This window comes from Rhizobium sp. LEGMi-198b, from assembly GCF_054114205.1.
Map to the genome: position 1 here is coordinate 1 of NZ_JBSYVH010000012.1, position 14,916 is coordinate 14,916.

Genomic DNA, 14,916 nt, shown 5'->3' on the forward strand with positions numbered 1-14,916 from the left:
GGTTCATCGACATCTTCACATTCGCAAGCTCGACACCCGTGCCATCCGCCTTCACACGGATCTTCACGTTGTAATCAACCACCCGCTTCACCGGGACGAGAATCTTCATGGAAACCTTCCTTCAACACTGCGCTCAAGAACATGGCCTGTTCAGCGCCGCTCCGTTTGTCGAATGGCGACATGGATACGCGTTTTTCCCCCAATTTCAACGCTTCCATGCCGCAGAATGGCAAATTGCCTGAGGGACATAAATGACGCTTACGTCAACGTCAATATCCTTGAATGCTGCTCAAATAATTTGAGTCACTATCGATTCTTCCCCGGAACCCACAGCACATCAGCGCGCCCCTGATCATTTGCATGGCGGGCAGCGACGAACAGGAAATCCGAGAGGCGGTTGATGTATTTCAAAGCCGCGGGACTGACGCGCTCGCCTTCGCTGCGTGAAAGCGCCACCATCAGCCGCTCGGCGCGGCGCGCGACCGTGCGGGCAAGGTGGAGATGCGCGGAAGCGGGGCTGCCGGCAGGCAGAATGAAGGAACTCAGCGGTTGGAGACCGGCGTTGAGCGCATCTATATCCTGTTCGATGCGCTGGACCTGGCCGTCAATGATACGCAGCGGCTCGTAGGAGAGCGGTTCGTCCGTTTCCGGCGTCGAGAGATCGGCGCCGAGGTCGAACAGATCGTTCTGGATGCGCATCAGCATGGCGTCGAGTTCAGGCATATCGGCGGTGTGCAGCCTGGCAACGCCGATGATGGAGTTGGTTTCGTCGATCGTGCCGTAGGCCTCGACGCGCAAATCATGCTTCAGCCGGCGGGGACCGGCAACGAGGCCGGTCGTGCCGTCATCGCCGGTCTTGGTGTAGATCTTGTTGAGCTTGACCATTGTGATCCCGCCGTCAGGTCGGACGGCCGCCGCCGGTCAGCCACAGCGTCAGCATGATCAGGATGACCGCGATCGCCTGCAGCAGCACGCGAAGCTGCATCAACCGGTTGGAGAGATTCGGATTGTCGCCCTTCATCATGTTGAGCAGGCCGCGAATGAGGACGATTGCGACCAGGCCCATGACGATAATGGCGGCGATATAGGTAACGGTAGACATTGCTTCGGGCCTTCGTCTTTCAATCCAACCGGCGCATCAGACGATAGAAAAGGTTAGCCGGCAACAGCCTTTTCAGAAGAACGCCCTGTTTTGCAGGGGTGGTCACAAGATAATGCGGGCGGGGATTTTTGGCGTTCAACGCAGATTTTAACACGTCATAGACCGCTTCGGGTCCCAATTTGTGCCGGTTGACCGGGCCTGTGCCATTCAGCCGCGCCAATTGCCGTTGGTATTCGACCGCATGAACCGAATGTTCGAGATCGATATGCTCCTTGATCTTGGCGAGCGCATTGGCGGTAAAGCGCGTGGCGATCGGCCCGGGCTCGATCAGGCTGACATGGATGCCACTGCCCTGCAGCTCCATCCTGAGCGTGATCGTCAAGCCCTCCAGCGCGAATTTCGAGGCCGTGTAGGCGCCGCGGAAACGATAGGGGATCAGGCCGAGAATGGAGGAGACATTGACGATGCGGCCCTGGCCCCGCCTGCGCATCAGCGGGATTACCTGCCGCGTCAGCTCGTGCCAGCCGAAGAAATTCGTCTCGAATTGTTCGCGAAGCACATCTGTGGAAAGGTCCTCGACCGCGCCCGGCTGGCCATAGGCGCCGTTGTTGAACAAAGTGTCGATGCGGTCGCCGGTCCGTTCGCGCACGGTTGCGACCAGAGCCGAGATCGTTTCCGGCTGGGTATAATCCATCAGCAGCGTTTCGATCCCCTCGGCCTCGAGGGAGGCGCGGTCCGCCTCCTTGCGCACGGTCGCGAAAACCCGCCAGCCATCGGCCTTCAGCGCACGGGCGCAGAAAGCCCCGATGCCGGAAGAGCAACCCGTAACGATGATGATGCGTTGATCTGCCATGGAATGATTCCTGTACAAACGCGGAGACGTTTCCCATATTCAAGGACCCGACACAATCGACAACCGGCGGACGAGAACCGGGCTCAAGCGGAGATGGAATGCCGACATTCGTTCGTACGCTCTATAGGGTCGTCTACGACGCGGTGTTCCATTTCGTCGAAGATGACGGTTTTGCGATGGCAAGCCATGTGGCGCTTTCGACGCTGCTGGCCGTTTTTCCCTTTTTGATCTTCGGCACGGCACTTGCGAGCTTCCTCGGCGCCAGCCAGTTTTCCTCGACGGCGGTGCATCTGATTTTCGATACCTGGCCGGAGGCGATCGCCAAGCCGGTGGCGGATCAGGTGGTGCAGGTTCTGACCATTCCGCGCGGCGGGCTGCTGACAATCTCCGTGCTGGCGGCCGCCTATTTCGCTTCCAATGGCGTCGAGGCATTGCGCATCTCGCTCAACCGGGCCTATCGCGTGCCGGAAAACCGGCCCTGGTATTTCAACCGTCTCGCAAGCCTCGGTTATGTGCTGATGGCGGTTTTGATCTTTGCCATGCTCAGCATCATGCTGGTCGCCGTGCCGCTGGTGCTGAACTATACGCGCGTGTGGGTGCCGCGGCTTGCCGATATCCTGGATGTGGTCTTCAGTTGGCGCATCTACGGCACCGTCTTCCTGCTGCTCGCCGGACTGCTGATCCTGCATCTGTGGCTGGCGGCGGGGCGGCGGCGGCTGTTCGATGTCATCCCCGGCGTGTTCCTGACCTTGCTCTTCTGGTCGCTCGGCGCGCTGATCTTCGCCTATTACCTTGCGACTTTCGCCAACTACACGGCCACCTATGCCGGTCTGGCCTCGGTGATGATTGTGCTCGTCTTCCTCTACATGCTCGCGGTGATCTTCATCCTCGGCGCGGAGTTCAATGCGGCGCTGATGAAGTTCAAGGTGCGGCGCATGCTCTTCGGCAAGGGAGCGGGTGCCCCCGAAGCGATTAGACAAGAGGCAGACAAACAATCAGAGGCCGATGCGGCGACGAAGCTCCGAAGGTGACCAGCCCTGCCGGCGCCATTCGGCAATGCCGGTATCGCCCTGGCTCTTGGAGAGCTTCTTGCCGTCTTCGCCAAGAACCAGCCGATGGTGATGGTAGAGCGGCTGCGGCAGATCGAGCAGAGCCTGCAGCAGGCGGTGGACCGAGGTGGCGTGAAAAAGGTCGAGACCGCGCACGACATGGGTGACGCCCTGCGCGGCATCGTCGACGACTACGGACAAGTGATAGCTCGACGGCGCATCGGAGCGCGACAGCACGACGTCGCCCCAGGCGCGGGGATCGGCGGGGATTTCGCCCGTCTCGCCATCGCCGTTTTCATGCCAATGAAGCGGCGCCCCGACGGTGGCGATGGCTTTTTCCATGTCGAGCCGCCAGGCGTGCTTGAGGCCCGCGTCGAGCAGGCGCTTTCTCTCTGTGTCGCTACACAGGCGGTCGTCGGGGGGATAGAGCGGCGTGCCGTCCGGATCGCGTGGCCATGGGTCTCCCCGAGCTTCACCGGCTGCAACCCGTGCCTTCACCTCGCCGCGCGTCTGAAAGGCGGGATAGACGAGGCCGCGGGCGATGAGCGACTGCAGGGCGGTCTGGTAGGCCGGAAAATGCAGGGATTGCCGGCGCACCGGTTCTTCCCAGGTGAGGCCGAGCCAGGCGAGATCGGCAAATATGCCCGCTTCGAATTCGGGTGTGCAACGGGCCTGATCTATGTCTTCGATGCGCAGCAGGAAACGGCCGCCGGCCTCTCTCGCCATGTCGTGATTGAGGATTGCCGACAGCGCATGGCCGAGATGCAGCGGGCCATTCGGGCTCGGCGCGAAGCGGAATATCGGCTTTTGACGGGGAATCGCGATCATGCTTTCTTCTGCCACGAATTTTAATCCCGGACTACGAGAAGCCATGAACATCATCCGCGGTGAAGACGATATCAGGCAGGGGCTGGCGGCGCTGGTCGAGCTCGATCCGCGCCTGCGGCAGATTGTCTCCGAGGCGGGACCCGTGCCGCTGCGCCTGCGCGAGCCGGGCTTCGAGGGACTTGCCCATATCATCGTGTCGCAGGTCGTGTCGCGGGCGAGCGCCGATGCGATCTGGGGGAAGATGATCGCTGGGATGGGTCGGGTGACCGCTGAGGGCTATGTCGGCCTGGCGCTGGAGGCATGGCGAACCTTCGGCCTCTCGCGAATCAAGCACGAGACGCTTCACCGCGTCGCTGAAGCAGTTGCCGGCGGCAGCCTCGATCTTCATTCGCTGAGTGCCGAAAGCCCGGAAAAGGCGCTTTCCGAGCTTACCGCCATCAAGGGAATCGGCCCCTGGACGGCGGAGGTCTATCTGATGTTCTGCTGCGGTCACGCAGATGTGTTTCCGGTCGGCGACGTTGCCTTGCAGGCAGCCGTCGGCATGGCGTTTGGGCATGATGTCAGGCCCCTGCCCAAGGCCTTGGCCCGGGAAGCGGCGGTGTGGATGCCCTGGCGCTCGGTCGCGGCCCGGCTCTTCTGGGCCTATTACGCCGTCAAAACCCGCCGCGAGGCGCTGCCTATCGATTGATCGGCTGCCCTCATGGATTGGCCGCTATGCACTGAATTTATTGGACTTCACAATCCTGTAACAACCGGCCTAATATACAGATACAGATGCCGAATCGATCAGGAGGGTTCCTTGACGATTGCAGTCTCACCGCAGTCCTTGCCAGCGCTCGTGCTGAACGCTGACTATCGGCCGCTGAGTTATTACCCCTTGTCGCTCTGGTCCTGGCAGGACGCGATCAAGGCGGTTTTCCTTGACCGTGTGAATATCATCGCTGAATACGATCAGTCGGTATCGTCGCCCAGCTTCTCGATGCGGCTGCCAAGCGTCGTCTGCCTCAAGACCTACGTTCAGCCCTCCCGCAACCCTGCCTTCACCCGGTTCAACGTCTTCCTGCGCGACCGGTTCGAATGCCAATATTGCGGTGCTCATGACGATCTGACCTTCGACCACGTCATCCCGCGCGCCCATGGCGGCGAAACGACCTGGGAAAACGTGGTGGCCGCCTGCTCGCCCTGCAACCTGCGCAAGGGCAGCAAGCTGCCGAAGCAGGCGGGCATGTTCCCGGCGCAAAAGCCCTATCAGCCGACCGTGCAGGACCTGCACAATAACGGCCGCCTGTTCCCGCCGAACTATCTGCACGATAGCTGGCTCGACTATCTCTACTGGGATACGGAACTGCAGCCGTAAAATTGATTGCCTGGGAAGCTCGGGCGAGTTCCGCTTTGCCGCGCTTATATGCACGGCACGTAGCTGCGGCAGCCGTTCGCTCGCCTGACGGGTCTCAGTTCAATCAACCAGCCTTCTTCACGCCCATAAACGCGATCGTCGCCAGAATAACGCTGGCGATCACGTTCCAGCCGGCCATCGACAAGCCGAGGACGCGGAGTGCGGCTTCCGTGCAGGACGGACCTTTGATCGTGCTCAGTTCATTCAGCAGGTCGCCGGCGTTCTGCGTGATGCTGCTGGCGGATGTGGAGCAGGTCGTCGGGCCGGCCCAGAAATGCCATTCGACGCCGGCGTGATAGACGCCGATGCCGCCGCCGACCACCATCATGATGCCGGCAATGGCCAGCAGCGCGCGGGTGATCCAGGAGGGCAGGCCGAGGGCTGCCGTCAGAGCGGCAGCGATCGCGACGGGAATGCCATAATAATAGGGCTGGCGCTGCTCAAGGCAGAGCGCGCAGGGAATATAGCCGCCGATATATTGGAAGCCGAGCGCCGAGCCGATGACGATGATCATGCCGATGGCAAGCAGCGCGGAATAGGTGAGGCCGGCGCGAGAAGTCAAAGTCTTAGACATGCAAGGGCTCCGTGCTCAGTGCGCCAGGACATAATGGAAGAGGATATAGAGAAGAATGAGGACGGCGGCGGCCGCCATGGTGATCTGGCCGAGACGCTTCTCGATGAAATGCCGGATCGATTCGCCATAGCGGCGGAGCAGAAAGGCCAGGAAGAAGAAGCGGGCGCCACGGGCGACGATGGCCGAGATGATGAACAGGCCGAGATCGATATGGGCGACGCCGGAAAGGATGGTGACCACCTTGATCGGCGGCAGATGCGCCAGGCCCGAGGTGACGAGCAGCAGAACGACCCACCCGTAGGTGACGCCGGCGCTCATCTGGTTGAAGGCGTCGAGCTTGCCGTAGAAGATCAGGATCGGCTTGGCGATGGTCTCGAAGGCGTAATAGCCGAGCGCCCAGCCCGCAATGCCGCCGAGCACGGAAGCAACCGTCGCCGTCAGCGCATAGCGCCAGGCGCGTTCGGGCTTTGCCAAAGACATCGGCAGGAACAGGACGTCGGCGGGCACGAGAAAGATCGAGCTTTCAACGAAGGCGATAATGGCCAACCAAACTTCCGCCGATTTGCGACGGGCGAGCGACATGGTCCAGTCGTAAAGTCTACGAAGCATTCTGCCCCCTTTTGCTGCGTTGCGCACCTTTAGGGGGGAGGATTATGGCTGTAAATGGTCGGGGGATGACGGAAGACGCACAAAATCAAAATTTTTCGTGATGGTTGGGGCTTTTGAGGCCGGAGAGAATGCCCGGAACCGTGGTTACTTCCGATAAAAACGCGGTAGTCAATGGTCGCGGTATTCTATGCTGGGCAGATTGCGAATAGCTGCGCCCTATCCATGTGGCGCGGTCGATATGGACGGCAAAATGATAAATGGGTTCCTGGGATCATAAGAGAGGTTAGGTATTCCCTTGTTGCCGATGACTAAGTTCGGAAGTAAGTGCCCCTGGGGTCCGAACATATAATCGCCCCCTGCGCACAGATGTGCGAGAGTCCGATAATTGAAAAATTTAAAACGATCGTCCACCAGAAATGCGGCTTCTCGATACTTGTCGCCTGTTATCTTCCCGTAACCGGCAGTCTTCAAAAATAGATTCCCAGTGGCAGTGTTGACTTTGGCATCTTTACACATGGTGCCGATAATGCCGCCCAACTTGTAGATTCGCAGGATTTCCGCATCGGCATCCGGCATACGTTTCATGGCTTCCGACAGATACCAATTTGTGGAAGGGTCATTGCTCATGGTTTTCCGCCAGGATGCGGGAATATCCTCCGCAAGGCAGCTCCATGCCGAAAGGACCAATACAAGGCCAAGAACGGAAATACGTTTTATTGTTTTGATCATGCAGCGCGCCTCCCTCAAGGATTGTATGTCCCAGATATAGATCAACCGGTTCTGGGATGAAAGCGCAATACTCTGAAAGCTGTGTTGAGCTTTTACTCACTTAAAGTTAGCGCCTATGACCGGCATCAAAAAATAAGCCGAGTTCGTCACGGTTCGAGCGACGGAGCAACCGAAAACCTGCGTTATTCGTTATTTATAAAGGTGAACTCAGGCCGTACAGTACTCATCGTTCTCCTAATCTAGGATTTCAACGAGCCGCGCTTAAAGTGGTGCCCCATGCCGAAATTCAACAAATAAGCAAGATCAACATCTTGGCCAATGGTGGGGCAAGCCATAGCCCTGGCAAATCACTATGCATTTCGCTTCACATGTCCCGCAAATGTAGACGGCATAGTTCGTTGGTAGTGCTGGACCGTCTCAACCAATCCCCACATTTCGCTCGTGAAAGTCGCTTAAGCTCCCCCTTGATAGGGAAGAGGCAGAGAGTGCCGCAAAAGGGACCCAGATGGCGTGAGCGACTGACCGATCCGAGTTGTGGATCGGCCAGTCCGGGACACTTATCGAAGACGCAATGCACGGACCGTTGCCAACATCTGCGCGGCCTTGCGTGCTGGAGACGCGGCCAAAGTAAAGTTCGCCAAGCAAAGACCTCACAAATCGTCGTGATTTGATCACTCTATGAAATTTTCGGTGCTGTTTGCTTGAGTATCGGTTTGTTGCAGTCCTCGATATGATGCCCCATTGTTGGCCGCTACGCGGCAGTCTTTTGTCGGTTATATGGACCTGTCGAGAAGCGAGATGCCCGGCGGCCGAACAAACACGCCACCTTTCCTGAGCAGTGCCCAAATTATTCTGGCTGTTTTGCTGGCGACAGCCACGGCCGCGACCATAAATGGGCGACGCCTCTTGAGGCGACTAATCCACGTTGCGTTGCCGTCAGCTTCGTTGACGTGACTAAGAACCGCCATCGCGCCGATAACGAGCAACGAGCGGAGCTGCCTGTTTCCCATTCGTGAAACGGGGCCTAGCACGCGGCTCTCTCCGCTTGAATGGGATTTCGGTGTTAGGCCTATCCAAGCCGCAAAATGACGTGCGGATTTGAAACCAGACGGATCGGGAACAAGTGCTTTGATTGCGACCGCAGTTGTTGGTCCGACGCCGGGGATTGTCGTCAATCGGTCGATGTCTCGGTCACGCTTTGCCTGTGTTTTGATTTCTCGCTCGATCTGCTCGACCGCGTCCTGCAGCCGTTCGATCTGCGACACAACGATCTCAAGGCCCAAACACACCTGTGGAGGTAGCTGCGTCGGGCCGCTCTCGCGTACAAACTTTGATAGAAACGGAACGTTTGCTCTCCCTCTCGCTGCGACTATGCCCAACTCGGCTAGATGGGAACGTAGCGCGTTGACCGATTGAGCTTTTTGACGCACCAGCAAGCTACGAGTGCGAAACAACATCGCGAGTGCCTGCTGAGAGATCGATTTGATTGGCACAAAGCGCATCGTCTTCCGCGTTAGCGCTTCGTTGATAGCTTCTGCATCAGCGGCGTCAGTTTTGCCCCGCTTTACAAACGGCTTCACGTACGGTGGATGAATGAGGCGAACTTCATGGCCGACCCCCTGAATGCTCCGCGCCCAATGGTGCGCGGACGCGCATGCTTCAAGGCCTACAAGACACGGTGGCAAGTCATGGAAAAAGCCTAGAACCTCTGACCGCTGTAGCTTTCGGTTGAATACTGTCGCCCCTACGGCGTCGGCCGCGTGAACCTGAAAGACATTCTTCGCGATATCTAATCCAATGGTCGCAACTTCCTTCATGACATATCTCCGGATGATGGATGAACAACCGGCACAGTATCGGCGCAAATCGCAAGTTCCGCGATAAGCTCGTCATCTCTCTGATGCCGGCATCAGGTTGTGAGGATCATATGTTGACTTGTACGTGCAGTCTGTCAGTTTCCCGAATCCGTTAAGGTTGCTGGAAATCGATTGGTGCCGAAACTTGAAAAGACTGACTAGCGCGGGACGGAAGCGGCTCATGAGGCGGGCCGCCAATGAAGTATGGCGGAAAAATCGACGTAGGCCCTGGTCTAAATGGTCGAATCGCTTTCGCACACCCAGAAGCAGAAGCGTTCATAAGGTGCGGATCTGGCAAGGTGGCGATCCTGAAGATGCCATTTCAATGACACGGCCAGAGCGGCCGCCACAGAAGTTGTGCTTCAAAGATAATATGAATGAAAGCTTGAAATTCTTCGACAGAATTCGGGATTCGACGCAGCGCACACACAAGGCGAAGAACAAGTTAGTCGATCGGTCGAAAGGGCCGGGCAAGCTCCCCAGGCTGGTTGGGTATCTAGATTTTTCTTATCCGACATATATTTCCACCGCTGCGGCAGTTGTCCTCGCAGCAGAGTTTGAGCGATTGGCAGCAGTAGACGGAGAGGTGCCGCCCACCGTAAATTTGCATCTCTGGAATGAACAGGTTTTTCGGAAGCTGGCGCAGCTCGGATTCTTTGAAATTGTTGGCTTCATCGCTAACCGCGACGACGTAATTATTGAAGAAGGCGATACACGCACGATGCGGATCGTCAGCACAAAGAATGCTGATGACCTAGCTAAGGTCGACGTTGCCCTTCAGCAACTTGGCACTTTCCTGAATCCAGTCCAGCGCATCCCTGATGACATAATCATCCCTTTCCTTACGGCATTGAGTGAGGCGATGAGCAACGTGACGAACCATGCCTACCCCGAAGATTTCATTCCACCCTACCCGCACATTAACAGCTTATGGGTGGCGGCAACTGCAGATCGAAGTAAAAACACATTAACTGTCGTCCTTTATGATCAAGGCGTCACCATTCCGTACACCTATCCGCGGATCGACCGGCTAGAGCGAGTACTAAAATACCTTCGGCGCACACTTAGACGTGAGCCGAAATTTGAATATGAAAACGACGGCATATATATACGAGCGGCAATGAAATATGGCGGGTCACGCACGGACCAAAGGCATAGAGGAAAAGGGCTGCCCCAAATGATTCAAGTTATCGAGCAGGCCGGCGTTGGCGCCATGACTGTCTATAGCCGCGGAGGATGGTGCAAACGCGATTCCAATGGACGTTTTAGCTCTGGTGCTGTACCCTTTTCATTCGGTGGCACCCTGATAGAGTGGACGGTGGAACTTAACCCTGCCGCATCAGTTAGCTTCACATGATTATCGATGTCGCAACCCAATTTAACACTTATCCATCTGGCCGCTTCGAGGCGGACAGTTCCTATAATGGTGAGCTGTTTCGAAGGACGCTGCTGGAGCCTGCCCTCGCACAAGCTAATTCATCACACCCAAAGGGCAAAGTGATAGTCGATATTGACGGAGTCCGGTCATTCGGCTCTTCTTTTCTAGAAGAAGCGTTCGGGGGTTTAGTTAGGCATGGACTTTATACACGAGAGCAACTTAGCTCTCTTCTGGAAATCAAATGTACAAAACCATATTTGCTCTTTTTTAGAGACTCCATTAACGCTTATATTCAAGACGCAAGAACCGAGACCGTTGCTACCCATTAGCACTGACGATCTAGACAAACTTTTCTTCCTTGTTTTAGGCGCACTTCTAACGTGGGTACTACAGCAATATCGTGTCGCCAGATCGGAAGATGTCGCGCTTGTAAATGAGCATATTAAGGACATCGAAAAATTCTGCGATGCGGCGAGAGACTATTGGTTGAAGGCGGCGGCCGCAACTGTAGACGAAGAGATTGCGGCAGCGGCAAAGGTTCGAGCAGCGCACGCCGCCACTACCTTGTTGTACCAGAGGATGACCGAGGCTTGCGCAAAGAACGGCCAATTATACCAGGCCAAGATGAGGGAGCTATTCGACGTCGCGACAGGGCAGAATTTTGAGAGCGCATCGAGAAAAATTGAGCCGGTAATTGCGATTTCCATTCAGGATACAGCGGCGCAGCTTATTCATGTCCTCAGAACATGCAGGCAAGATATTATTTCGCTTAAACGCCTGTTGATAAATTTCTTTGCAGTGTTACGCCGAATTCCGGAGAGACTTGCGATTGACTTTAAATCCTAGTTTGAAGAACGGCCGAGCGAATAAAGCCAGTGTGTTGGGGGTCAGGACAGCAAGGTGACGGCTGTCGGCCCGCGAAAGAAGCCTCTACATTGCATCTGGACAGAAGCATCAGCTTGGGAAGCTCGATCTATTGCCGATAAAACATAACCTTCAATGTAAAACTGGTCCGTTTCTGTTCCAAAAAAGGCAATAATCCAGATCGGGCTGTAAAACTCTCTTCACCGAAATCCGGAGACGGCAGCATGACCTTGTCCGACTGCGTGGCGACGGCCTTCGTTGTTGCGGGCGTTATGCGCGAGCCTTCGCGGCGCTCTCTTCTGGTGGCGATCGAGCTTTAGGCCATGTTGACGAAATGTCGCTGCCTATGCCAGCTATTGGTTTTGGGGCACGCGATGGCGACACTCAGGATTTACGATCTCAGAGAACATGTTCTCGCGCTTGATTTGAGAGACTTGCTGCGGCTTTTGGCTCCTCAGTCCTTGGAAGCAAGCTGGATTGTTTCGACGGTCAAGTCATCCAAACCTGGGTACCAATGGTTTGAGGCTACAGGCGAAGGCGGCGAGCAACTTGAGAGATTGGCGCACGACAATTCTCAGCTTTTGGGTTCTGATTTGGCAGCCTTAGCCGAGAATACGCGGCAGGTTATTTGGGGAGAATTCATCGGTTTGGCACCCACGCGATTGGACAAGGCCTGGGTGATAATCCGGGCGATCGACAGTACATACTTCGAGGTTGCTACTGAAGACGAGACGGTGCTAAATAAGATCAACTTTACCTACAAAGATGTCCGAGCTGGGGAGGCTCGGGTTACGTCTTGGCTTTTCGACCAACCCGATAAATGAGGGCAACCAGACGCGAACGGCAGCCAGAGCCTTTCGACTTGGCGAACGATGGCGCGGCAGGGCAAGCTGGTTCTGTCCGCACCTGAGGATGGGGCGGAGTTCGCAGCGATGATCGTTGAAGCACCCATGGTGGAGCCTCCGATCAATCAGCCGATTCCTCTCAAAATATCGTCTAACACCTCCTCATCGAGAACGTCTTCGTTTCCCACGAAGCGGGATATCTCTATGTGATCGTCGTCGAAGACGGAAATCTCTATCCGCTCTCCCACTAGCGTGGCCGTGATATCAATCGTGTCTGGTCGGTATCGGCCAATGAAATAATGAATCTTCGCATCATCAAGTCGTCTCAGAACTTCAAATACCTTTGACATCAACGCGACCCCCAAACAATCCAGCACAAAGACTGTAGCGGATCAGTGGATGAGCTCAACGGGTTTGCTGCCCATATGAGTCTGGGCAATTGAGAGGCAAGGAACGATTGACTCTGCGCCGCCTAAGAACATAATGAGAACATTCAAGGCGGCAAACGAGAAATGAGGAAGATCTATGCCGCGCGATATCCATCGCTTCACACCAGCATTTGAAACCCTGCGCTTTGTGGCGACCTCCTGCATAGCGCGCACGAGCCGACAAACCCGACGCGATTTCGCCGGTTACGCCATTGGCAAACGCCGGAAACTCTCTGTCATTCCATACATTGCCTTGGATATGGCCAAGGAGATTTTGCGGCATGTGAACGTCGCCGAGCGCGGGCAGGCGGTGATACCGGAGGCCATAGCCGCCAAGATCGAGGCAATCCTGCTCGACATCAACGATGAAGAAGCCTTCAAACTGGCGAGCATCAAAACGGAGGAAAAGGAAGAAGTGGTCGACTTCATCGCCGATCAGGTGCGAGCAATGGTGTTTTCCAACTTCACGGTCACCGAGATCGAGCGCGAGCCGGAGCCGCCTAAGGCGATCGAGAGCAACGGCTGGAAGGGCTATGAAAGCATCGGGGCTGATGAGAGGACGCGCTATAAGTGGCGGCATACGTGGGCCGGCGACAAGGGCGATGACTTTGTGGCGTATGATGGGCCGCTCTGTCTCGGCCGAATATTCAGGCTCGACTACACCGCGCAGGCTGACAAATGGTTCTGGCTGGTCGAACATGTGCCACTGGAGCGGCCCGAGCGCCAATGTCCTTCGGCGGGCTGGGAATGGGGCGCGCGGGAGGCCGCCTGCCGTGTCGAAAAATGCTATGAAGCGATCATGCGACTGAACGGTAGGAAGGCAGCCTAATCATGTGCGGACGCGTGTATATCCGATCATCCCTTAGAGAACTGCTCGACAATTTCGCCTTTGCCGGCGCCGGCGATGTTGAGGGACTGGCCAACAGGTTCCCGCGCTATAACGGTGCGCCGCAGCAGGATTATCCGATCATCATCCGCGAGATCGTGCAGGAGCCTGACGTCATGGGGCCAGTCTTCGCCTCAGCGCGTTGGGGCTTTATCCCCACATGGGCAAAGGATGCAGGAACCGGCAGACCGCCGCCGATCAATGCCAGGGCGGAAGGCATCTCGACTAGCGGCATGTTCAAACACGCCTACAAGTCAAAGCGCTGCCTTATCCCCATCAATGGCTTTTTCGAGTGGAAGGACATTTACGGGACCGGCAAGAACAAGCAGCCATATGCGATCGCCATGAAATCGGGGGAACCGTTTGCACTCGCCGGGATCTGGTCGAGCCGCGGAGATCCAGACACGGGCCTCGACCTAAGGACATTCGCGATCGTCACCTGCGAGCCCAACGAGATGATGGCGACGATCCATGACCGCATGCCGGTCATCCTCGCTCCGGAGTTTTATGAACGCTGGCTTTCTGCCGAATCCGATCCTTACGAGTTGCTGAAGCCATTCCCCGCTGAACTGATGACCATGTGGCCGATCGGCAGGGATGTCGGCTCGCCGAAGAATGACCGTCCCGACATCATCGATCCGATCGAAGAGGCGACCGACGACGATCCGGAGCCGACATTACTATGAGCGACGACCTGAAGACGGATGAAAGGCCGCCCGCGCCGGTTCATTTCGAGCACTATTGCGGGGAGCCGGGCTGCAGCAAATGGGGCGGCCATGGCTATGATATCGGCCGCGGAGAAACCCGCTGGTTTTGCTGGGAGCATCGTTGGGATGAATATCCGAGCCCGAAAGCAGGCGGATCGACAAGCGCGGGAAAGTCGAGATGATGGCACACATCTGGACTGTTTTCCGCCCGCACCGGGAGCCGCTAACTGGTTTCGGGCATCTCGCCGAGCTACCGGCGTGGCTCGATGGCTGTCGCCTACCGGGTGTCGCGCCGGTCGATTGGATCGTCGATGTCCTGCTTGGCGAGGAGCATACCGGCCGCTTCAGCTATATTCATGATGAAGCCGGTCCCGACGAATGGCGATTGGTGACGGCGCCAGCCAGACGGCGGGTCAAGGCCGTCTAAGGCTTTCGCTCGAAGACAAATATGTTCGCCTCGTTGGCGGCGGCTATAAAGGCACGACGCGCGTCGTCGACAGAAACTTTCCCCTCTAGGGCACCGATCAAAACCAGCTTGGCCGCATGGAAAGCCTCGCCGCGCTGTTCTCGCGGCCACTCGTTCAACATGTACTCGGCCGCTCGCTCTGTGCTGTTGATCGTTACGCCGCGGCCGACGATCCGAGTCTGGATCGTTACGTCCTCATTCCACCATTGGCGCGACATCTCTTCCTCTCCTCCGCAACAATAAGAGTCGAGAGGTAACGTCGTTCCCATATAGCGCTCAATATAAGACTTCGATGTCGATGTCGATGTCGGTGTTATTTATTTTCCGATTGAGATGGATACTGATT

At 56.7% G+C, this 14,916-nt stretch carries 20 protein-coding genes and 2 pseudogenes; 11 read left to right on the forward strand and 11 right to left on the reverse strand.

Going from position 1 to position 14,916, the window contains the following annotated elements; translation table 11 throughout:
- Positions 1-109 (reverse strand): annotated as a pseudogene (locus ACXHXG_RS30235) (electron transfer flavoprotein subunit beta/FixA family protein); the annotation flags it as partial.
- On the opposite strand from ACXHXG_RS30235, the gene ACXHXG_RS30240 reads away from it, so the two are divergent.
- Positions 108-242: a hypothetical protein gene (locus ACXHXG_RS30240; protein WP_260303174.1), complete on the forward strand. Its 135-nt coding sequence runs from the start codon at positions 108-110 to the stop codon at positions 240-242. The pseudogene ACXHXG_RS30235 and the gene ACXHXG_RS30240 sit on opposite strands and share 2 nt — an antisense overlap.
- Positions 243-306: 64 nt before the next feature.
- Here the strand turns inward: ACXHXG_RS30240 and ACXHXG_RS30245 are convergent, their stop codons facing one another.
- From ACXHXG_RS30245 to ACXHXG_RS30255, 3 genes are read right to left on the reverse strand one after another with little or no spacing between them, the layout of a single operon-like run.
- Positions 307-885: a cob(I)yrinic acid a,c-diamide adenosyltransferase gene (locus ACXHXG_RS30245; RefSeq protein ID WP_283047668.1), complete on the reverse strand. Its 579-nt coding sequence runs from the start codon at positions 883-885 to the stop codon at positions 307-309.
- A 13-nt stretch (positions 886-898) separates the two neighbouring features.
- Complete coding sequence (locus tag ACXHXG_RS30250) at positions 899-1,102, reverse strand: twin transmembrane helix small protein (protein ID WP_283047667.1); 204 nt, start codon at positions 1,100-1,102, stop codon at positions 899-901.
- A gap of 19 nt (positions 1,103-1,121) precedes the next feature.
- A complete protein-coding gene (locus ACXHXG_RS30255) occupies positions 1,122-1,955 on the reverse strand; it encodes an SDR family oxidoreductase (protein ID WP_457901663.1) in 834 nt (277 codons plus the stop codon).
- Positions 1,956-2,053: 98 nt separating this feature from the next.
- Here ACXHXG_RS30255 and ACXHXG_RS30260 point away from each other — a divergent pair, with 98 nt between their 5' ends.
- Positions 2,054-2,986: a YihY/virulence factor BrkB family protein gene (locus ACXHXG_RS30260; protein ID WP_457901664.1), complete on the forward strand. Its 933-nt coding sequence runs from the start codon at positions 2,054-2,056 to the stop codon at positions 2,984-2,986.
- On the opposite strand, the gene gluQRS is transcribed toward ACXHXG_RS30260, so the two are convergent.
- Complete coding sequence (gene gluQRS / locus ACXHXG_RS30265) at positions 2,951-3,832, reverse strand: tRNA glutamyl-Q(34) synthetase GluQRS (protein WP_457901665.1); 882 nt, start codon at positions 3,830-3,832, stop codon at positions 2,951-2,953. The two genes, ACXHXG_RS30260 and gluQRS, sit on opposite strands and share 36 nt — an antisense overlap.
- 43 nt (positions 3,833-3,875) lie before the next feature.
- Here gluQRS and ACXHXG_RS30270 point away from each other — a divergent pair, with 43 nt between their 5' ends.
- Positions 3,876-4,520 (forward strand): DNA-3-methyladenine glycosylase family protein, encoded by a 645-nt coding sequence (locus ACXHXG_RS30270; protein WP_457901666.1) that lies wholly within the window; start codon positions 3,876-3,878, stop codon positions 4,518-4,520.
- A 111-nt stretch (positions 4,521-4,631) separates the two neighbouring features.
- Positions 4,632-5,189 (forward strand): HNH endonuclease, encoded by a 558-nt coding sequence (locus ACXHXG_RS30275; RefSeq protein WP_104824507.1) that lies wholly within the window; start codon positions 4,632-4,634, stop codon positions 5,187-5,189.
- Between the two features lie 103 nt (positions 5,190-5,292).
- On the opposite strand, the gene ACXHXG_RS30280 is transcribed toward ACXHXG_RS30275, so the two are convergent.
- The 4 genes from ACXHXG_RS30280 to ACXHXG_RS30295 all read right to left on the reverse strand — a co-directional run bounded on the left by ACXHXG_RS30280 (position 5,293) and on the right by ACXHXG_RS30295 (position 8,957).
- Positions 5,293-5,802, reverse strand: a complete 510-nt coding sequence (locus ACXHXG_RS30280) for a disulfide bond formation protein B (protein WP_457901667.1) — start codon at positions 5,800-5,802, stop codon at positions 5,293-5,295.
- A gap of 15 nt (positions 5,803-5,817) precedes the next feature.
- On the reverse strand, positions 5,818-6,411 hold the full coding sequence (locus tag ACXHXG_RS30285; protein WP_457901668.1) for a YqaA family protein: 594 nt from the start codon (positions 6,409-6,411) through the stop codon (positions 5,818-5,820).
- A gap of 216 nt (positions 6,412-6,627) precedes the next feature.
- Positions 6,628-7,140 (reverse strand): hypothetical protein, encoded by a 513-nt coding sequence (locus tag ACXHXG_RS30290; RefSeq protein WP_457901669.1) that lies wholly within the window; start codon positions 7,138-7,140, stop codon positions 6,628-6,630.
- A gap of 773 nt (positions 7,141-7,913) precedes the next feature.
- The gene (locus tag ACXHXG_RS30295) at positions 7,914-8,957 is read right to left on the reverse strand and encodes an IS110 family RNA-guided transposase (protein ID WP_457901670.1); all 1,044 of its coding nucleotides are present in this window, start codon (positions 8,955-8,957) and stop codon (positions 7,914-7,916) included.
- Between the two features lie 322 nt (positions 8,958-9,279).
- Here ACXHXG_RS30295 and ACXHXG_RS30300 point away from each other — a divergent pair, with 322 nt between their 5' ends.
- The 4 genes and pseudogenes from ACXHXG_RS30300 to ACXHXG_RS30315 all read left to right on the forward strand — a co-directional run bounded on the left by ACXHXG_RS30300 (position 9,280) and on the right by ACXHXG_RS30315 (position 12,062).
- On the forward strand, positions 9,280-10,353 hold the full coding sequence (locus ACXHXG_RS30300; RefSeq protein ID WP_457901671.1) for a hypothetical protein: 1,074 nt from the start codon (positions 9,280-9,282) through the stop codon (positions 10,351-10,353).
- Positions 10,350-10,556: pseudogene (locus ACXHXG_RS30305) on the forward strand (STAS-like domain-containing protein); the annotation flags it as partial. The gene ACXHXG_RS30300 and the pseudogene ACXHXG_RS30305, both read left to right, overlap by 4 nt.
- A gap of 13 nt (positions 10,557-10,569) precedes the next feature.
- Positions 10,570-11,220 (forward strand): hypothetical protein, encoded by a 651-nt coding sequence (locus ACXHXG_RS30310; RefSeq protein WP_457901743.1) that lies wholly within the window; start codon positions 10,570-10,572, stop codon positions 11,218-11,220.
- A gap of 392 nt (positions 11,221-11,612) precedes the next feature.
- Entirely contained in the window at positions 11,613-12,062 is a 450-nt protein-coding gene (locus tag ACXHXG_RS30315; RefSeq protein ID WP_457901672.1) for a hypothetical protein, read from the forward strand.
- A 146-nt stretch (positions 12,063-12,208) separates the two neighbouring features.
- On the opposite strand, the gene ACXHXG_RS30320 is transcribed toward ACXHXG_RS30315, so the two are convergent.
- Positions 12,209-12,433 carry a hypothetical protein gene (locus ACXHXG_RS30320; protein ID WP_457901673.1) on the reverse strand — a complete coding sequence of 75 codons (225 nt, stop codon included), beginning with the start codon at positions 12,431-12,433 and terminating at the stop codon, positions 12,209-12,211.
- A 175-nt stretch (positions 12,434-12,608) separates the two neighbouring features.
- Here ACXHXG_RS30320 and ACXHXG_RS30325 point away from each other — a divergent pair, with 175 nt between their 5' ends.
- From ACXHXG_RS30325 to ACXHXG_RS30335, 3 genes are all read left to right on the forward strand, one after another.
- On the forward strand, positions 12,609-13,340 hold the full coding sequence (locus ACXHXG_RS30325) for a hypothetical protein (protein ID WP_457901674.1): 732 nt from the start codon (positions 12,609-12,611) through the stop codon (positions 13,338-13,340).
- Between the two features lie 2 nt (positions 13,341-13,342).
- Entirely contained in the window at positions 13,343-14,083 is a 741-nt protein-coding gene (locus ACXHXG_RS30330) for an SOS response-associated peptidase (protein ID WP_457901675.1), read from the forward strand.
- A gap of 199 nt (positions 14,084-14,282) precedes the next feature.
- Entirely contained in the window at positions 14,283-14,531 is a 249-nt protein-coding gene (locus ACXHXG_RS30335) for a hypothetical protein (protein ID WP_457901676.1), read from the forward strand.
- On the opposite strand, the gene ACXHXG_RS30340 is transcribed toward ACXHXG_RS30335, so the two are convergent.
- Positions 14,528-14,788 carry a DUF982 domain-containing protein gene (locus tag ACXHXG_RS30340; RefSeq protein WP_457901677.1) on the reverse strand — a complete coding sequence of 87 codons (261 nt, stop codon included), beginning with the start codon at positions 14,786-14,788 and terminating at the stop codon, positions 14,528-14,530. The genes ACXHXG_RS30335 and ACXHXG_RS30340 overlap by 4 nt on opposite strands.
- Positions 14,789-14,916 lie beyond the last annotated feature (128 nt).

Excerpts from the sequence above, each read along its gene's own strand:
- ACXHXG_RS30320 (WP_457901673.1), bottom strand. The coding sequence starts at position 12,433 with ATGTCAAAGGTATTTGAAGTTCTGAGACGACTTGATGATGCGAAGATT.
- ACXHXG_RS30250 (WP_283047667.1), bottom strand. The coding sequence starts at position 1,102 with ATGTCTACCGTTACCTATATCGCCGCCATTATCGTCATGGGCCTGGTC.
- ACXHXG_RS30330 (WP_457901675.1), top strand. The coding sequence starts at position 13,343 with ATGTGCGGACGCGTGTATATCCGATCATCCCTTAGAGAACTGCTCGAC.
- ACXHXG_RS30340 (WP_457901677.1), bottom strand. The coding sequence starts at position 14,788 with ATGTCGCGCCAATGGTGGAATGAGGACGTAACGATCCAGACTCGGATC.
- ACXHXG_RS30290 (WP_457901669.1), bottom strand. The coding sequence starts at position 7,140 with ATGATCAAAACAATAAAACGTATTTCCGTTCTTGGCCTTGTATTGGTC.
- ACXHXG_RS30270 (WP_457901666.1), top strand. The coding sequence starts at position 3,876 with ATGAACATCATCCGCGGTGAAGACGATATCAGGCAGGGGCTGGCGGCG.
- ACXHXG_RS30310 (WP_457901743.1), top strand. The coding sequence starts at position 10,570 with ATGGACTTTATACACGAGAGCAACTTAGCTCTCTTCTGGAAATCAAAT.
- ACXHXG_RS30280 (WP_457901667.1), bottom strand. The coding sequence starts at position 5,802 with ATGTCTAAGACTTTGACTTCTCGCGCCGGCCTCACCTATTCCGCGCTG.
- ACXHXG_RS30240 (WP_260303174.1), top strand. The coding sequence starts at position 108 with ATGGAAACCTTCCTTCAACACTGCGCTCAAGAACATGGCCTGTTCAGC.
- ACXHXG_RS30260 (WP_457901664.1), top strand. The coding sequence starts at position 2,054 with ATGCCGACATTCGTTCGTACGCTCTATAGGGTCGTCTACGACGCGGTG.
- ACXHXG_RS30335 (WP_457901676.1), top strand. The coding sequence starts at position 14,283 with ATGATGGCACACATCTGGACTGTTTTCCGCCCGCACCGGGAGCCGCTA.
- ACXHXG_RS30285 (WP_457901668.1), bottom strand. The coding sequence starts at position 6,411 with ATGCTTCGTAGACTTTACGACTGGACCATGTCGCTCGCCCGTCGCAAA.
- ACXHXG_RS30295 (WP_457901670.1), bottom strand. The coding sequence starts at position 8,957 with ATGAAGGAAGTTGCGACCATTGGATTAGATATCGCGAAGAATGTCTTT.
- gluQRS (WP_457901665.1), bottom strand. The coding sequence starts at position 3,832 with ATGATCGCGATTCCCCGTCAAAAGCCGATATTCCGCTTCGCGCCGAGC.
- ACXHXG_RS30255 (WP_457901663.1), bottom strand. The coding sequence starts at position 1,955 with ATGGCAGATCAACGCATCATCATCGTTACGGGTTGCTCTTCCGGCATC.
- ACXHXG_RS30245 (WP_283047668.1), bottom strand. The coding sequence starts at position 885 with ATGGTCAAGCTCAACAAGATCTACACCAAGACCGGCGATGACGGCACG.
- ACXHXG_RS30325 (WP_457901674.1), top strand. The coding sequence starts at position 12,609 with ATGCCGCGCGATATCCATCGCTTCACACCAGCATTTGAAACCCTGCGC.
- ACXHXG_RS30315 (WP_457901672.1), top strand. The coding sequence starts at position 11,613 with ATGGCGACACTCAGGATTTACGATCTCAGAGAACATGTTCTCGCGCTT.